This is a genomic window from Amycolatopsis pithecellobii, assembly GCF_009707865.1.
Taxonomy (GTDB): domain Bacteria; phylum Actinomycetota; class Actinomycetes; order Mycobacteriales; family Pseudonocardiaceae; genus Amycolatopsis_E; species Amycolatopsis_E pithecellobii.
The window spans coordinates 17,814-32,982 of the sequence record NZ_WMBA01000012.1 but is presented as its reverse complement, the minus strand read 5'-3'; the positions used below and the strand labels follow the sequence as shown (position 1 = coordinate 32,982).

Genomic DNA, 15,169 nt, shown 5'->3' with positions numbered 1-15,169 from the left:
AAGGAGATTCCCATGGCGATGCCTCGTGGACGCATCCGTGGTTTCGTGCGGCGCCCCACCCCGGAAGAGGTCACCGGGCTCGGTGCGGCCGAGTATCTGAACCTCACCGAACGCGAAGCCGAGCAGTACGCGCGGATTCTCGACCAGACCTTCGCCGGGGTGGACCGGGTCGACGAACTGCCCGCGCCGACCCCGCCGCTGATCTACACCGACCGCGATCCCGGTGGTCCGGTCAGCGACACCGACGACCCGTTCCACGCGTTCATCCGGCGCTGTCACGTCAAAGGTGCGGCCGAGGGTGTCCTCAATGGACTGACCGTAGGCGTCAAGGACAATCTGGCGGTCGCGGGGGTGCCGGTCACGAACGCGTCGCGGACCCTGAGCTACACGCCGACGACGGATGCGGTCGTGGTGTCGCGGTTACTGGCCGCCGGTGCGGATATCGTCGGCAAGACCAATTTGGACGATTTCTCCACGTCCGGCACCGGCGAGTCGAGCTGGTACGGCCCGGCACGCAACGCCGTCGATCCGACCCGGTCGGCGGGCGGCTCGTCCGGTGGGTCCGGCTCGGCCGTCCGCTCCGGCGCGGTCGATCTCGCGATCGGGGTCGATGAGGGCGGCTCGGCCCGGATTCCCGCGTCCTTCAACGGGATCGTGAGCATCAAGCCCAGCCAGGGTCTGGTGCCTTCGCACGGGCTGACCTACATGGACCACACGATCGACGCCGTCTGCCCGATGGCGTCCACTGTGGAGCTGACCGCCCGGATGCTCGACGTGATGAGCGGGCACTCCGACCGGGATCCGCAGTGGGTCCGGGGCAAACCGTCGCCGACGAGCGCCGCCGCCACTCTCGGCGAAGGCGTGGCGGGCCTGCGGATCGGCGTCGTCACCGAGGGTCGGGACCCGGGGCTGTGCGAACCGGGTGTGCTCGCCGCGTTCGAGTCCTCGTGCGCGGCGCTGGACGCGGCCGGGGCGACCGTGTCCCCGGTTTCCATTCCGCTGTGGACGGACGCATGGGCGATCGAAACCACGCTGCTGCTGCATCTGGCGTGGCTGACCGCGCAGTCGGACGGGACCGGCTACTCGCATCTCGGTGAGGTCGACGTCGAGCGGACCCACGCGTTCGGCCTCGTGCGGCGCATGGAAGCCGATTCGTTCCCGCCGTTCTTCAAGGTGTGGCTGATGGGTGGCCGGTACCTGCACGACAAGTACTTCTCCACCTACTTCGCCAAGGCGGCCAACCTGCGCCGTGCCCTCATGGCGCAGATCGACGCGGCATTCGGGCAGTTCGACCTGCTCGTCACACCGACCACCCCGCAGGTCGCGCCCGTGCTGCTCGACCGTCCCGCCGAGGACCCGGAACTGCTCGCGCGCGGCACCACGATGGTCGCCAACACGTGTGTGCTCAACCTGTCCGGGCACCCGGCGCTCGCGGTGCCCAGCGGGGTCGACCCGGAAACCGCGATGCCCACGTCGATCCAGATCATCGCGCCGCTGTGGCAGGACGCGCTGACCTTCCGCGCCGGTGCGGTGATCGAGGACGCGGCCGGGGTCATGCCCGGCGGCGCGGCGGCGGACGTCGCACCCGCCGGGTCGCGGTGATCGACGTCGCGGCGGAACTGCCCGTCCGGGCGCCCGTCGAACTGGGCGCCCGGCAACGGTTCCACCTCGTCGTCCTCGTGGCCGGGGTCGGCTTCGGGCTCACCGCGCCGTTCACCGCGCTGCTCGTGGTGGGTCTCGGCGGCTCCCCGTCCTGGGCGGCCTATGTGGTGTCCTCGATCGGATTGTCCTTGCTGCTGGTGGATTTCCTCGGCACCCGGTTCGTGCCGCGGGTGTCCTCGCGCACCGCGCTGACCGTCTCGCTGCTGGTGTTCGGCGTCGGGTGCCTGTTTTCGGCGGCCACCACCAGCTGGGAGGTCGTCGGGCTCGCACGGGTGCTGCAGGGCTTCGGCACCTCGCTGTTCATGGGCGGCGGGATCGCGCTCGCGGTCCGGCTGGTCGGCGAGCACACCCGCGGTCGCGCGATCGGCACGTTCAATGCGTTCTGGTTCCTCGGCGTGGCCACCGGGCCGCTCGGCGGCGGGCTGATCGCGGCGGCCGCGCCGGGGCCGGACGGGCTGCGGCTGCTGTTCGGCGTGTGCGGGGCGGTGAACCTTGCCGGTGCGGTGGCGGCGTGGTTTCTGGCGCCCCGCTGGGTTTCCGCCGTCCGGCCGCGGCTCGGGCTGCCCGCCGGGCTCGGCGTGCGCGGGCGGCGGATGTGGTCGGTGCTGGTGCTCACCGGGCTCGGCCAGGCCGTGCGAGCGGGCCTCGCACTCACGCTGGTGCCGCTGCTGGGCGAACAGCTCGGGATGGGCTGGGTCCCGCTCGGCCTCGCACTGTTCGCGCTGGCGGTCACCGATGTGGCCACGATGCATTTCGGCGGCGGGCTGTCCGACCGGTACGGCAGGCTGCTGCCGCTGGCCGCGGCACTGGCGTGGGGCACGGTCGCGGTCACCGCGCTCGCCACCGTCGTACGCGGGCCGGTCGCGTTCACGTTCGGCGCGCTCGCCACCGGCGTCACGGTCGGCGCGACGTGGGTGGTCCCGGCCACGATGACGATCGATCTGGCCGAAACACCGGAAACCGCGGTCGCCGCTTACCGGATCGCCTGCGATATCGGGATGCTCGCCGGCGGGCTGTTCGCCGGCGCCGGGATCGCCGTGGGCGGGGTGCACACCGCGCTCGCGGCCACGGCCGCCCTGTTGTTCGGCGGTCTGCTGCTCACCCTTTCCGTCCGTGAAACGCTGCCCGCACCCCAGGAGGAACTCGTGCCCATGCCCAGCCCCGAGGAATTCACCGCGCTCGCCACGAATTCGGACATTTCCCTTACCCCGCAACGACTTTCCCAGGCGTACGCGACACATGCGCGGTACCGGCCGGACCTGGAGCGGCTGCGGGCACTCCCGTTGCCGTTCACCGAACCGGTCACCGAGCCCGCGACCGCGCTCGCCTGGATTTCAGGAGGAGACAAGGAATGAGCGACCTCGCCGATCTCACCGCGACCGAACTGCTCGCCGCGTTCGCCGCCGGGACCGCCACGCCCAGCGAAGCCACCGCCGCTTGCCTCGCCCGCATCGAAGCCACCGACCCCGGCGTCAACTCGATCATCACGCTGCTCGCCGAATCCGCGCTCGGGCGAGCGGCCGAGTCCGACGCGCGCTGGCGCGACGGCACGCCGCGGCCGCTGGAAGGAATTCCCTACGGGCTCAAGGACATCGTGGCCACCGCGGGGATTCCCACCACCGGTGGTTCCGCGCTGTACCGCGATTACGTGCCCGAAACCGACGCCGTGCTCGCCACCCGGCTGGCCGAGGCGGGCGGCGTGCTGCTGGCGAAGCTCGCGACGTTCGAGTTCGCCTGTGGTGGCGCGGTGAACAAGACGTTCGGGCCCACGCTGAACCCGTGGGATCACCGGCGCACCACCGGTGGCTCGTCGTCCGGGTCCGGCGCCGCGGTGGCGCTGGGCCAGGTCCCGCTCGCCATCGGCACCGACACCGGTGGCTCGATCCGCATCCCGAGCTCGTTCTGCGGGATCACCGGGATCAAGGCCACCTACGGGCGGGTGCCGCGGCACGGCGTGATGGGTCTGTCGTGGACGATGGACCACGCCGGGCCGATGACCCGCAGCGTCGCCGACGCCGCGCTGATGCTCGACGTGATCGCCGGGCCGGATCCCCTTGACCCCACGGCATTACCGGCCGAGAAGGTCCCGTTCACCGCGGCGCTCGGCCAGGACGTCGCCGGGATGCGGGTGGCGCGTGACCGCGGTTTCCTCGAAGCCGAGATGCACCCGGCGGTGGCCGCCGCGTACGAGGCGGCGCTCGGTGAGCTGGCTGCGCTCGGGGTGGAGATCGTGGACGTCGAGCTACCCTCGTTCGACCTCGCCGCGGTCGCCGGCTGGTGGATCATCTACGCGGAAATGCTGTCCCTGCACGAAGAACATCTGTCCACAATAGAGGACCGTGACGAGATGGGTGCCTCGCTGCTCGGCGCGGCCCCGTTCGTCAGCGCCGCCGACTACCTGCGGGCCCTGCGCCTGCGCCCGGTCTTCCAGCGGGAGCTGGAGTCCGCAATGGACGGTTGCGCCGCGCTCGTCAGCCCCGCGATGACGGCGCTCCCTCCGCTCATCGCCCCGGAGATGACATCCGATCTCGGGGACCGGGAAGTGCCGTGGCTGGACGCCGCCTGCCGGGTCAGCGTCCCGTTCAACCTCACCGGGTCCCCCGCGCTCGTGGTGCCCTCGGGTGAGGTGGACGGGCTGCCGGTGAGCCTGCAGTTCGTCGGGCGCCCCCGGGACGAGGCGAGTCTGTTCGCGCTCGGCGGTGCCTACCAGGCCGCCACCGCCCATCACCTGCGCCGGCCGGCCCTGCCCGCCGCCGCCTGAGGAGGAATGTCATGTATCTGACCATCACCGAAGCGGCGGCCGCGCTGCGCACGGGAGAGACGACGTCGGTCGCGCTCACCGAAGCGGCGTTCGCGACCGCCGACGCGCACGACGAGAAGCTCGGCGTGTACCTGTCACGGTTCGACGAGAGCGCGCTCGCAGCCGCGGCGAAGGCGGACGCGGAGCTGGCCGATGGCACCGACCGCGGGCCGTTGCACGGAATCCCGTTGGGAGTCAAGGACATCATCGCCACCGAAGAGGGCGAAACCACCGCGCAAAGCCTCGTCCTGGACCGTGCGTGGGGTGCCGGCGGTGACGCCCCGGTGGTGGCGCGGCTGCGGGCCGCGGGCGCGGTCATCACCGGCAAGACCACGACGATGGAATACGCGATCGGCACGCCAGATCCGGAAAAACCGTTCCCGATCCCGCGCAACCCGTGGAATACCAAGCATTATCCCGGCGGCTCCAGCTCGGGTACCGGCAACGGCGTGGCGGCCGGGTTGTTCCTCGGCGGCCTCGGCACCGACACCGGCGGCAGTATCCGTTACCCTGCAACGAGTTGCGGGATCACCGGACTCAAGCAGACCTTCGGCCGGGTACCCAAGGCAGGCTGCGTGCCGCTCGGCTACAGCTATGACCACATTGGACCGATGGCGCGCAGTGCCGAGGACTGCGCGGTGATGCTGGCGGTGCTGGCGGGACACGACACCAGCGACGCGACCTCCGTCGACCGTCCGGTCGGCGACTACACGGGCGCGCTTACCGGTTCCCTGCAAGGAATGCGGATCGGGATCGACATGCTGCTGGACCGCTCGCCGATGACGGTGCCGGAGCTTGCCCCGGCACTGGAGGCCGCGGTCGGCGAGCTGACGGCCGCCGGCGCGACGGTCGTCGACGTGCGATTGCCGCTCTACGACGAGCTCACGTCGGCCACCATGATCGGGTTGACCGCCGAGGCCTACGCCTATCACCGGCCGGACCTGCGCAGCCGGTGGCTGGACTACGGCGCCGGCACCCGGCTGGCGGTCGCCACCGGTGCGCTCGTCAGTGCCGGCGATTATGTGCAGGCACAACGGGTTCGCCGGGCCGGGCAACGCCAGGTCTCGGCCGTGTTCGACGACGTGGACCTGATCCTGACACCGACCAGCGCGTGCGGGGCCCCCGAAGTCGACAAGCTGACCTTGGACGACATCGTCGGCGCGCTGCACACGGCGTACTGGAACGCGCTGGGCAACCCGGCGATGTCGGTGCCGATGGGTTTCACCGGCGATGGTTTGCCGCTGGGTCTGCAGATCATCGGCCGGCCGTTCGACGAGGCGGCGGTGCTGGCCGCCGGTTACGCCTACCAGCAACGTACTTCGTGGCATCTGCGGACACCCGCGCTGTAGAAAGGAAAACGCATGGATCCCACGGTCGTCGTCCCGGCTCTGCTCGCCGCGGCCGGACTGAACCCGTTGACCGAGGAAGTCGCGCTGATGATCGCGAGCTTCCCCGCCAGGGCCACCGAAATCGACAAACTGTACGCGGTCGCGGAAGCGAGGTACGAGGAGCCGGGTCTGATCTTCCGCGCCGAACTCTGACCGCCGCGTCACCCTCCGGGCCCACGGAGGGTGGCTTCCGGCCGGATTTCCTTGGCCTTCCGGGCAAACCCGGACTGGTTATCGCCACGCGACAGTGCCCGGGCCGTCGTATGCCGAACCGGTCGACCACCGGGCCGAGGACGAACTTGCCGCCCACACGAAACCGGCGAGGTTGTCGGCTTGAGGTCAAGTCCGGCCCGGAGGCCGCGGTCAGAATTCCAGCAGGCGTTGCCGCAGTGTCCGGCCCGGTTCGTAGGCGGCGCGGGCGAGGCCGCGGCGCTGGAGGGCCGGGATCAGGCCGTCGGTCAGGTCGGCGATGTAGCGGCGGTTCAGTCGCAGCAGCGGGGTGGTCAGCATGAACCCGTCCCCGCCGACCTCGGCCATCACCTCGCCCATGCGGGCGGCCACCGTGTCGGGCGTGCCGATCAGCTCGACCGACGACACCAGCCCGCCCGCGTTGTCGGTGACCAGCTGCCGCAACGTCTTCCCGCTGCCCCACTGCTGGAACTGGTCCAGCGTCCCCTTCTCCCCGTTGGTCTCCAGCTTGCGGGGCAACGGTTCATCGAGCGGGAACCGCGCGAAGTCGATCTGGGTCAGCGCGGAGACCTGTACCAGCACGTCCTGGATGAACTCGTCGGCCTGCACCATCCGCTCATGCCGTTCCCGCGCCTCCCGGTCGGTCTCCCCGAGCGCGGGCGTGACGCAGAACAGGATCTTGATACCGTCCGGGTCGCGGCCCTGGTTCACCGCCTCGGCGCGCACGTCGTCCCGGAACCGTTTCATCTCCTCGACACCGTTGGCGATGGCGATGACGGAGTCCGCGTTGCGCGCCGCGAACCGGCGTCCCCGCGGTGAGGCACCCGCCTGCACGAACGCGGGCCGGTGCTGCGGCGAAGGCACCGTGTTCAGCGGACCGCGCGAGGAGAAGTACTTGCCGCGGAAGTTGATCGGCCGGACCTTGTCCGGATCGGCGTAGATCCCCTTCTCCCGGTCGATCACGAGCGCGTCTGCGTCCCACGATTCGAACAGCTGCCGCACCAGGTCGACGTATTCGTCGGCCATCTCATAGCGTTCCTCACGGGAGGGCAGCCGGTCCATCCCGAAGTTCTGCGCGGCCAGGTCCTCCGCGCTGGTCACGATGTTCCACCCGAAGCGCCCACGCAACAAGCTGTCCATTGTAGACGAAAGACGGGCGGTCATGAACGGCGGATAGGCCATTGTGGACAGTGTGGCGACGATGCCCAGCTCCGTGGTGGCCTTGCCCATCGCCGCGGCGAGTGGCACCGGGTCGTGTTTGGGCGCGATCGCCGCCTGCCGCAGCGACGCGGCCGCACTGCCGCCGTAGATCTCCGGCACCATCAGTTTGTCTTCGATGATCACGTAGTCGAGGCAGGCCCGTTCGAGCGCTTGCGCCACCCCGATGTGGAAATCACCGTCCCATGGCCTGCCGCCGGTGCCGAACGGGCCACGCCAGTCGTCGGTGGTGAAGTTCAGGATGAACGCCAGGTGGAAGGGAGAGGCCATCGTGTGCGGCTTCCTTTCGGGATCAGGAGTGGGCGCGCCGGATGAGGTCGAAGCCGGTGGCGATTCGTTCGGTGGCGCGGCGCACCACATGCTCGAACAGCGCCGCCCCGGCTTCGGCGCTCGCGCCGGAGGTGCGGGACAGCACCCCGTCGGTACTCGCCGCCGCCACGTCGATCGGGTGGACGTACACGCCCGCGGGTGGCGGGTTCTTGTGCTCGGGCCGCGCCGGGCGCACCAGGTCCGGGCGCAGGTGCAACATCAGGCTGGTCTCGGTGTGGCCGGCGTGTTCGGCGTGCCAGCCCGGGAAATGCTCGTCCTGAGCGCGCGCCCACTGCTCGTCCACCAGGCTCCACCACGAGAACGCGAGGACCTCACGGTCGGCGAGCCCGCCGTCGCGGCAGGCCTCGTCGAGCGCCTCCAGCAGCAGGGCCTCGTTCTCGAAGTGGCCGTTGAGCACCACCAACCGTGCGAACGGCAACCGCGCCAGCGAGCGCAGCACCTCGGCCAGGTACCGGATCAGTTCCGGGCCCGCCGCGTAGAGCGTGCCGGGGAACGCGAGCCCGCCTCCGCTCTGTGGCAGGGATCGGGCGCCGACGGTGACAGTGGGCAGCACGATCGCGTCCAGCCGGTCCGCCAGACCGTACGCGAACGACTCGGCCAGCACCGCGTCCACGCTCAGCGGCAGATGCGGTCCGTGTTGTTCGGTGCTGCCGACCGGCCACACCAGCGTCGCCCCGCGTACCGCCTCGACCACCTCGGCGCTGGTGAACTCGGCGTAGATTCGCGCCGTCATGCGCCCACCCGCGCGGGATCCGCCAGCGCGCGGACACCCGCGACGATCCGGGCGAGCGTGCCGTACATGTCGGTGTGCAGCGCGGTATAGACCTGTGCCACACACGCACCGACCGCGAGATAGTCCCGCACGTCCTCGGCGGTGTTCACCCCGCCGATGGCGAGCACCGGCACCGTGATTCCCTGCCGCCGCAACGTCCACAACGCCGCCAGCACCAGCGGCTTGATCGCCGGGCCCGAGTAACCGAACACCCCGCCCAGTTCCAGCCCGCCCCCGGCGGCGACCGCCGCGCCCGGGATCGTGTCGCTGATACTCAGCGCGTCCGCGCCCGCCGCCACCGCGGCACGCGCCCGGCTCAGCAGTCCCTCACCGACCGCGAGCTTCACCGACAACGGCCGGTCTGTCACCCGCCGCACCGCCGCGGTGTAGGCCGCGACCCGTTCCGGCGTGTCCTGCAGCCCGTCCTCCTCGTTCAGGCACGAAATGCCCAGTTCCAGCGCGGGACTGCCCGCCCCGGTGACCGCCGACGCCAGCTCGGCCAGCTCCGCGGGCGTGTCCGCGTGCACCGAGGCGATCACCGGTAGCCGGTCACCGGCGAAGGAACGCAGGTGGCCCAGCCACTCCTCGACCGGACGTTTCGAGTAGGTGGTGCTGTTGAGCATTCCGGTCGGCAGCCGGAAAATTCGCTCGTCGAGACCCTGCGGCGGGCTCGGATGGATCGTCTTCGTCACCACCGCGCCCGCGCCGGTTTCCAGCAGCCGCCGGATGGTGCGGGCCTGGTCGGTCAGCAGACCCGAACCGACCACGACCGGGTTCTCCAGTCGCAGACCCAGCACATCGACCTCATCGGGTGTGTACACGGTTTCTCCCGGCCGCTCAGGCGTGGACGGCGAGCCGGCTGCTCAGCACGGCCTCGCGCTGCCGCTGGGTGGCCCGCAGGACACATTCGACGAGCAGGAACGGCGAGCGCGCGAACCGGTCGATGTCCAGCAGCTGGACGTCACCGATCACCGGCAGCCCCTTGAGCAGGTGGCTCGCCGACTCGACCACCGGCTGCCGGGTCAGCAGCACGATCGGTCTGCCCAGCGCGGTGGCCCAGCCCAGTTCGACATGGGTGCCGTCGGTGCGCATGAGCACCCCGTCCGCCCCGACCGGCAGCACCGGCACGAACACGTCGCATTTCGACATCCACCGCAGGTCCCGCGCCGCCACCTGCTCCGGCGTGTAATGCGCGGTGCGGTCGCCGAATTCTTCGACCGTGTGCGCGGAAAACAGGTGCGCGCCGTGGCCGCCCAAAGTGGACAACGCCAGCTGAATGGTCTCCTGCAAGGCAACCGTGAAGCCATCCGGCCGGATGGCGTGCTGAATGGGGCCGCCCACGAACAAGTCCAGTCCGGACAACACGCCGGAAACCGTTTTGTCTGCTGAAAACATGAGTTTCCTTTCGGCTCACCGCCCGGCAACCCCGGGAAAAGAATGTTAAGTTCACCGAAATGAGCGGAAAACCACCGATCGGACCAATTAGTTCACCCTGATTCCGAAAAGAAAAAATGCGCGCCGAAATTCCCGCTCCACTGCGCGAAGCGGGAATCACACCGCGTGAATCAAGCCGGAAGCGGCTCCCCCGGTCTCGATTTCGACCACGCCGGCGGTCGCAGCAACACGGCGACCACCGCGGCCATGACCAGCAGCACCACCGCCGCCATGCCCAGTGCCACCCGGATTCCGTCGTCATAGGCGTGTTCCGCCGCGCTCAGCACCAGGCCCGCGTCACGTGCCGGCAACCCGGCGGCGACCCGCTCGGCGTTGCCGATCGTCTCACGCGCGGACGCCGCGACGTCCGGCGAAACCGGCGCCGAGAATCGCCATTGGTAAACCAGGGCAAGCACGCTGCCCAGTACCGCCACCCCGGCTCCCGAAGACAGCTCGAACGACGTTTCCTGAATGGCCGCGGCCTCCCCGGCGCGTTCCGGGCGCACCGCCGCCGTGATGGAATCCGCGCCCGAGGTCATGATGATTCCCGCGCCGAATCCGGCCACCACCAATACCGCGACCAGCATGGGGTATCCGGTGGAACTCAGCGCGAAGAAGGCGAGCGCGACACCGAACGCCGCCAGCGCGACGGTCATGGTCGCGCGATGCCCCAGCCGGTCGGCGATCGCGGGCGCGAGTGTCGCGCCCAGCGCGTTCGCCACCGCAAGCGGCACGATCGCCAGCCCGGCGTCCAGTGGACTGAACTCACGCGTCTGCTGCAACCATTGCATCAGCAGGAAAAGCATCGCCACATACGAACCGAAGCAGCCGAACACCGCGAGCACCGCCACCGAAAAACGCCGGTTGCGGAACAGGGTCAGGTCCATCAGCGGGTGGCGCACCCGCCGCTGCCGCAGCACGAACCACACCAGCATGGCGAGCCCGGCAACACCGGCGATCACCGCGAACGGGGTCAGATCGCCCGGCGAGGCGGCCTGTTTCAAGCCGTAGACGAAGCCGGCCAGTCCCAGCACCGACACCACCACACTGGGCGCGTCCCACGGCCGCGGTTGCGGGTTGTAGGACTCGGGGATCACGATCACACCGGCGACCAGCACCACCGCCACGATCGGCACGTTGACCAGAAACACCGTGCCCCACCGGAAATGCTCCACGAGCACCCCGCCGATGAGCGGGCCGAGCGTGGTGCCGACGCTGTGCGACGCCGTCCACACGCCGATCGCGAACGCCCGCTCCCGGTCATCGGTGAAGACGTTGCGGATGATGGCCACCGTAGCGGCCATGATGAGCGCGGTCCCCAGGCCCAGTACCGCGCGCGCGGCGATCAGCAGTTCCGCGTTCGGCGCGAACGCCGCGGCCAGCGAGGACAGACCGAACAGGGCGAACCCGCTCAACGCGATCCGTTTGCGCCCGAGCTTGTCGGCCAGCGCGCCGCACACGATCAAGAACGTGGCCACCACGAGCGAGTAGACATCGACGATCCACAGCAATGTGGGCCCGCTCGGAGTCAGCTCACGCGACAGACTCGGCACCGCCACATGGAGAACCGTGAGGTCCAGACCGGCGAGCAGCAGGCTGGTGCACAGCACGGCGAGTACCGGCCAACGGCGGTCCGACGGGGTTCCAGGGCTATCCGCACCGGTTGGAAACGGCTTGCGCACCCTGCATTTGTCGCGCATTCAGGCGTGCACTGTCAATGTCACATCGTGCAGACGTTCGCGTGTTTTTGGTTTACCAGGCGGAACTATCCCGGGCTGTAGTCCAGGTTGGCACGCAACCATTTCTCCACCTCGGCGCGCGCGATGCCCCGGCGGATCGCGTAGTCTTCGACCTGGTCGCGCCCCAAGCGGCCCACGGTGAAGTACCGCGACGCCGGGTGCGCGAAGATCAGGCCGCTGACGCTCGCGGCCGGTGTCATGGCGAACGATTCGGTCAGGCCGATCCCGAGCCGGTCCGCGCCGAGGAGGTCGAACAGCTCGCGTTTCTGGCTGTGGTCCGGACTTGCCGGGTACCCGAGTGCCGGGCGGATGCCGCGGAACCGCTCGGCATGAAGGTCCTCCAGTGACGGCTGCACGTCGGGTTCGAACCAGTCTCGCCGCGCTTGCAGGTGGATATGCTCGGCGAAGGCTTCCGCGAGCCGGTCGGCCAGTGCCTTCACCATGATCGCCCGGTAGTCGTCATGCTCGGACTCGTAGTGGCGCGCCAGCTCATCGGCGCCGTGCACGGTCACCGCGAAGCCGCCGAGGTGATCACCGGCCGGGGCGACATAGTCGGCGAGGCAACGGTTCGCGCGTCCGTCCGGTTTGGACGTCTGCTGCCGCAGCATCGGGAACCGCACCCCGTTGTCCAGCACGATGTCGTCACCCTCGCTGTGCGCGGACCAGAAACCGTACGCACCACGGGCTTGCAAGCTCTCGGCGGCGACGATCTCGTCCAGCAGCGTGTTCGCGTCGTCGAACAGTTCCCGCGCCACCGGCTGGTCGAGGATCGCGGGATACTTGCCTTTCAGTTCCCATGCCAGGAACAGGAACTGCCAGTCGATCAGCGCACGCAGCTCGCCCAGCGTCGGCTCCACAATCCGCACGCCGGTGAACGTCGGTACCGGCAGCTCGTCGAACGGCACCCGCTCCGGGTTGGCCCGCGCCCGTTCCAGCGTCAACATCGGGCGGCGCTGCTTCGCGGAATGCTGTTCCCGCAAGCGTTCCTGCTCGGCGCGGTTCTCCTTGTCGAGCACGGCGGCGCGGTCGGGATCGAGCAGATCCGACACCACCCCGACCACCCGCGAGGCGTCGAGTACGTGCACGGTCGTCTCGTCGTAGGCCGGGGCGATGCGCACCGCCGTGTGCTGACGGGAAGTCGTGGCACCACCGATCAGCAACGGCTGCTTCAGCTCGCGCCGCCGCATCTCGGTCGCGACGTTCACCATCTCGTCCAGCGACGGCGTGATCAGCCCGGAAAGCCCGATCGCGTCGGCGTTTTCGGCGACCGCGGTGTCCAGGATGACCGACGCGGGCACCATCACGCCGAGGTCGATGACCTCATAGTTGTTGCAGCCCAGCACGACGCCGACGATGTTCTTGCCGATGTCGTGCACGTCGCCCTTGACCGTGGCCAGCACGACCTTTCCCTGCCCCTGCCGCTCCTGGACGACCCCGGTCAGCCGCGCCTGTTCCTTTTCCGCCTCCATGAACGGCTCCAGGTAGGCCACCGAACGCTTCATCACCCGCGCGCTCTTGACCACCTGAGGCAGGAACATCTTGCCCGAGCCGAACAGGTCGCCGACGGTCTTCATCCCGTCCATCAGCGGACCTTCGATGACCTCCAGCGGACGGGCGAAGGCCAGCCGCGCTTCTTCGGTGTCCTCCTCGATGTAGTCGACGATTCCGTGCACCAGCGCGTGCCGCAGCCGCTGCTCGACCGGCGCGTCACGCCAGGACAGGTCCACCGTGCGCTTGCGGCCGCGCCCGCTGACCGTCTCGGCGAACGCGACGAGCCGGTCGGTGGCGTCTTCGCGGCGGTCGAACAACACGTCCTCGACCAGTTCGAGCAGATCGGCCGGGATGTCCTCGTACACGGTGAGCTGACCGGCATTGACGATGCCCATGTCCAGCCCCGCGCGCACCGCGTGGAACAGGAACGCCGAGTGCATCGCCTCACGCACGACATCGTTGCCACGGAAGGAAAACGACAGGTTCGAGATCCCACCGCTGGTGCGCGCGCCCGGACACCGCCGCTTGATCAGCGGAAGCGCGTCGATGAACGCCTTCGCGTACCCGTTGTGCTCGGAGATGCCGGTCGCGACCGCGAGCACGTTGGGGTCGAAAACGACGTCCTCAGGCGGAAAACCCGCTTCCCCGGTGAGCAGATCGTAGGCACGGCCACAGATTTCGACCTTGCGCTCCACGGTGTCGGCCTGGCCCTGTTCGTCGAAGGCCATCACGACCACACCGGCCCCGTAGTCGCGGATCCGCCGGGCCTGGCGCAGGAATTCGTCCTCGCCTTCCTTGAGGCTGATCGAATTGACCACGCCCTTGCCCTGCACGCATTTGAGGCCGGCTTCCAGCACGCTCCAGCGCGAACTGTCGATCATGATCGGAATGCGCGCGACCTCGGGCTCGGTCGCGATCAGGTTCAGGAACGTCGTCATGGCCTGCTCGCTGTCGAGCAGATCGGCGTCCATGTTGACGTCGAGCAGGTTCGCGCCGCCCCGCACCTGATCGAGCGCGACGCCGACGGCGGCCTGGTGGTCATCGGACTCGATCAGCCGCCGGAACTTCGCGGAGCCGGTGACGTTCGTGCGCTCACCGATCATCACGAAACCGGTGTCGGCGCCGATCTCGAACGGTTCCAGGCCGCTGAACCGGGTGCCGGCGCGCCGCGGCGGGACGGCGCGCGGCGCGGCGTCCGACACCGCTCGCGCGATCGCGGCGATATGGCCGGGGCCTGTGCCGCAGCAGCCGCCGACGATGTTGACCAGCCCGCTGCCCGCGAAGTCACGCAGCATTCCCGCGGTCTCGTCGGGGGTCTGGTCGTAACCACCGAACGCATTGGGCAGCCCGGCATTCGGATGGCAGGCGACGTAGGTGCCCGCGAGCCGGGACAGCTGCTCGACATGCGGGCGCATCTCCGCCGCGCCCAGCGAGCAGTTCACCCCGACGACCAGCGGGTGCGCGTGTTCGACGGCGCTCCAGAACGCCTCGACGGTCTGCCCCGACAGCGTGCGGCCCGACAGATCGACGATCGTGACCGAGATCCACAGTGGCAGCTGCGGGGCGACCTCACGGGCGGCGGCGATCGCGGCCTTCGCGTTGAGCGTGTCGAAGATGGTCTCGACGAGCAGCAGGTCCACGCCGCCCTCGGCGAGTGCCGCGATCTGCTCGGCGTAGGCGTCCCGGACCTCGTCGAAGCTGACCGCGCGGTAGGCCGGTTCGTCGACCTTCGGCGACAGCGACAACGTCACGTTCAGCGGCCCGATCGAGCCCGCGACGAACCGGCCGCCGGCCTCGTCCGCCGCCTGGCGCGCCAGCTGCGCACCGCGGATGTTCATCTCGCGCACGAGCGGCTGCAGTCCGTAGTCGGCCTGGCCGATACTCGTCGCGGTGAACGTGTTGGTGGTGGTGATGTCCGCGCCCGCCGCCAGATACCGGCGATGCACGTCGAGGATGAGATCGGGCCGGGCGAGATTGAGCAGGTCCGGGTCGCCGGTGACATCCCGGGGGTGGTCGGTGATGACATTCCCGCGGTAGTCGGCCGGGGTCAGGTTCTCGGCCTGCAACATCGTGCCCCACGCGCCGTCCAGCACCGCCACCCGCTGGTCCAGCAGCTCGCGCAATGTCGCGGTCTTGTCCACCCACG

Annotated in this window: 11 protein-coding genes; 5 read left to right on the top strand and 6 right to left on the bottom strand. The window is 69.4% G+C overall.

All coding sequences use genetic code 11. From position 1 onward, the window contains the following. Positions 1-12: 12 nt before the first annotated feature. Genes GKO32_RS10660 through GKO32_RS10640 form a run of 5 tightly spaced genes read left to right on the top strand, consistent with a single transcriptional unit; the run spans position 13 to position 6,003 of the window. Positions 13-1,602 carry an amidase family protein gene (locus GKO32_RS10660; protein WP_154756655.1) on the top strand — a complete coding sequence of 530 codons (1,590 nt, stop codon included), beginning with the start codon at positions 13-15 and terminating at the stop codon, positions 1,600-1,602. Continuing rightward, positions 1,599-3,017 carry an MFS transporter gene (locus tag GKO32_RS10655; RefSeq protein ID WP_154756654.1) on the top strand — a complete coding sequence of 473 codons (1,419 nt, stop codon included), beginning with the start codon at positions 1,599-1,601 and terminating at the stop codon, positions 3,015-3,017. Before GKO32_RS10660 ends, GKO32_RS10655 begins: the two co-directional genes overlap by 4 nt. Further along, positions 3,014-4,423 carry an amidase gene (locus GKO32_RS10650; RefSeq protein ID WP_154756653.1) on the top strand — a complete coding sequence of 470 codons (1,410 nt, stop codon included), beginning with the start codon at positions 3,014-3,016 and terminating at the stop codon, positions 4,421-4,423. The genes GKO32_RS10655 and GKO32_RS10650 overlap by 4 nt, the downstream gene beginning before the upstream one ends. 11 nt (positions 4,424-4,434) lie before the next feature. Next, entirely contained in the window at positions 4,435-5,811 is a 1,377-nt protein-coding gene (locus GKO32_RS10645) for an amidase (protein WP_154756652.1), read from the top strand. 12 nt (positions 5,812-5,823) lie between these two features. Beyond that, positions 5,824-6,003, top strand: a complete 180-nt coding sequence (locus tag GKO32_RS10640; RefSeq protein ID WP_154756651.1) for a hypothetical protein — start codon at positions 5,824-5,826, stop codon at positions 6,001-6,003. A 210-nt stretch (positions 6,004-6,213) separates the two neighbouring features. Here GKO32_RS10640 and GKO32_RS10635 read toward each other — a convergent pair whose 3' ends face one another. The 6 genes from GKO32_RS10635 to metH all read right to left on the bottom strand — a co-directional run bounded on the left by GKO32_RS10635 (position 6,214) and on the right by metH (position 15,164). Then, positions 6,214-7,527 carry an NtaA/DmoA family FMN-dependent monooxygenase gene (locus tag GKO32_RS10635; protein ID WP_154756650.1) on the bottom strand — a complete coding sequence of 438 codons (1,314 nt, stop codon included), beginning with the start codon at positions 7,525-7,527 and terminating at the stop codon, positions 6,214-6,216. A 22-nt stretch (positions 7,528-7,549) separates the two neighbouring features. Further along, positions 7,550-8,320 carry a creatininase family protein gene (locus tag GKO32_RS10630; RefSeq protein ID WP_154756649.1) on the bottom strand — a complete coding sequence of 257 codons (771 nt, stop codon included), beginning with the start codon at positions 8,318-8,320 and terminating at the stop codon, positions 7,550-7,552. Next, positions 8,317-9,180, bottom strand: coding sequence for a beta/alpha barrel domain-containing protein (locus GKO32_RS10625; protein WP_208024363.1), 864 nt, complete (start codon positions 9,178-9,180; stop codon positions 8,317-8,319). The genes GKO32_RS10630 and GKO32_RS10625 overlap by 4 nt, the downstream gene beginning before the upstream one ends. A gap of 16 nt (positions 9,181-9,196) precedes the next feature. After that, positions 9,197-9,754, bottom strand: coding sequence for a nucleoside 2-deoxyribosyltransferase (locus GKO32_RS10620; RefSeq protein WP_154756648.1), 558 nt, complete (start codon positions 9,752-9,754; stop codon positions 9,197-9,199). 170 nt (positions 9,755-9,924) lie between these two features. Next, positions 9,925-11,403: an MFS transporter gene (locus GKO32_RS10615; RefSeq protein WP_312867783.1), complete on the bottom strand. Its 1,479-nt coding sequence runs from the start codon at positions 11,401-11,403 to the stop codon at positions 9,925-9,927. A 155-nt stretch (positions 11,404-11,558) separates the two neighbouring features. Next, the gene (gene metH / locus GKO32_RS10610; RefSeq protein WP_312867782.1) at positions 11,559-15,164 is read right to left on the bottom strand and encodes a methionine synthase; all 3,606 of its coding nucleotides are present in this window, start codon (positions 15,162-15,164) and stop codon (positions 11,559-11,561) included. Between the last annotated feature and the right edge of the window lie 5 nt (positions 15,165-15,169).